The sequence below is a fragment of the Pseudoalteromonas sp. SR44-5 genome (assembly GCF_014163675.1).
GTDB lineage: Bacteria > Pseudomonadota > Gammaproteobacteria > Enterobacterales > Alteromonadaceae > Pseudoalteromonas > Pseudoalteromonas rhizosphaerae.
In genome coordinates, this window is sequence record NZ_JACJDT010000119.1 from 1 (window position 1) to 1,304 (window position 1,304).

The 1,304-nt window shown below is 37.3% G+C and carries 1 protein-coding gene; it reads right to left on the reverse strand.

Features of this window, described 5'->3' with window-relative positions:
- Positions 1 to 344: 344 nt before the first annotated feature.
- The gene (locus tag H5154_RS22725; protein ID WP_182719728.1) at positions 345 to 743 is read right to left on the reverse strand and encodes a hypothetical protein; all 399 of its coding nucleotides are present in this window, start codon (positions 741 to 743) and stop codon (positions 345 to 347) included.
- Positions 744 to 1,304 lie beyond the last annotated feature (561 nt).

The window sequence follows — 1,304 nt, forward strand, 5'->3', positions numbered from 1 at the left end:
AGTAAACCATCTAAAGCAATTCAAAAACTGCGAATTTGCAGCCTTTCTATGTCTAAAATTCAGTATTCAGCGGACATTAGTCACGTTATTTATTACAAACAACATTTCCTCGAAGAGTAATTGCGTGCAGGCAATTTTTTGCACGGTTAAGTTTGATGACTTCAGCATTTATTTATAATGGGTGTCAATTTTGTTTGCTCCATTGACCACGTTCAAAACCGGCACATAGAGCCATGTCATCCCCTGCGTCACCAATCTCATGAAATATTACATTTAAAAACGCATCTGGATGTTCCATAAAATTTTATTCTATCCGTATATGATGACTAAAGTGCTTGTTAGGCTCACTTACTCGCAGGGATATTTTGTACTACCGACTGACAACCTTTAAACTTTATAACTCTTTTAGTGACTTTTCGACCTTCACCATTTACTCCTAGAGTGACTCCTGCTTCATCGGCTTTTAACCCAGCTCCAGCATTACCAGAAAGATCATAGTACTCTTCAATTTCAACTTCTTCGGCACTATCTATTCTGCGAGCAATCGCTAATTCTTGTTCGACCTTAGCCTGAGTTAGAAAAACAGATGCTTTTATCTCTTCACGAAGAGCATCTTCCTTTAATTTTTGTATCGGTGAATTTTCTGATTCTGCATCAAAAGCTTCGGCATTCTTATTCATCATTTTTTCTATAAGATAACCTGATGGGTTAAGTGCCATTTTCAAAACATCTACAGCTTCCATTTGTATTCCTTGTGAACCTAACGCTGAGCTCACCGGCGCACATTGCGGAGAGCGTTTGTGTAAAATGGAGCACCGCGACATACACAAACGAGCGTAGCAATGTGCGTCCGGTGCAGCGTTTGGTTATGTGCAATTTTCACGCACCTACTTTTATGCAGATACTGCACTTACCTTTGTTTATAATTGTAATTTAGCTCTATACTTTTTCTACATTTATTTAAGCGCCAACATCCAAACAGTGAGCCATACATTTTTTTTGATCTTGAACTTTAAAGTTTACTTCACTATTGAAACAGTGGTACACACCCTTCTATTAAGGGCCGACAAAACTATTCGAATACTCGGCCCGAAACGACTGGATTATTAACTTTCGTAACGTTCTTAAACCTAACATGATAACGCTAGAACACTCTTACGTGACCATTAATTTTTGCACATAACGAGGCTGTAGAATAACTCGTTTTTAATTTATTTTTATTGATGCATTAACCATAGCTGAGTTCCTATTTTGATTCAATCGGTTACTTCGATTTTACGTGAAATATAAAAAGAGGATTTACT

Coding starts and splice junctions, on each gene's coding strand:
- H5154_RS22725 (WP_182719728.1), bottom strand. CDS start 743: ATGGAAGCTGTAGATGTTTTGAAAATGGCACTTAACCCATCAGGTTAT.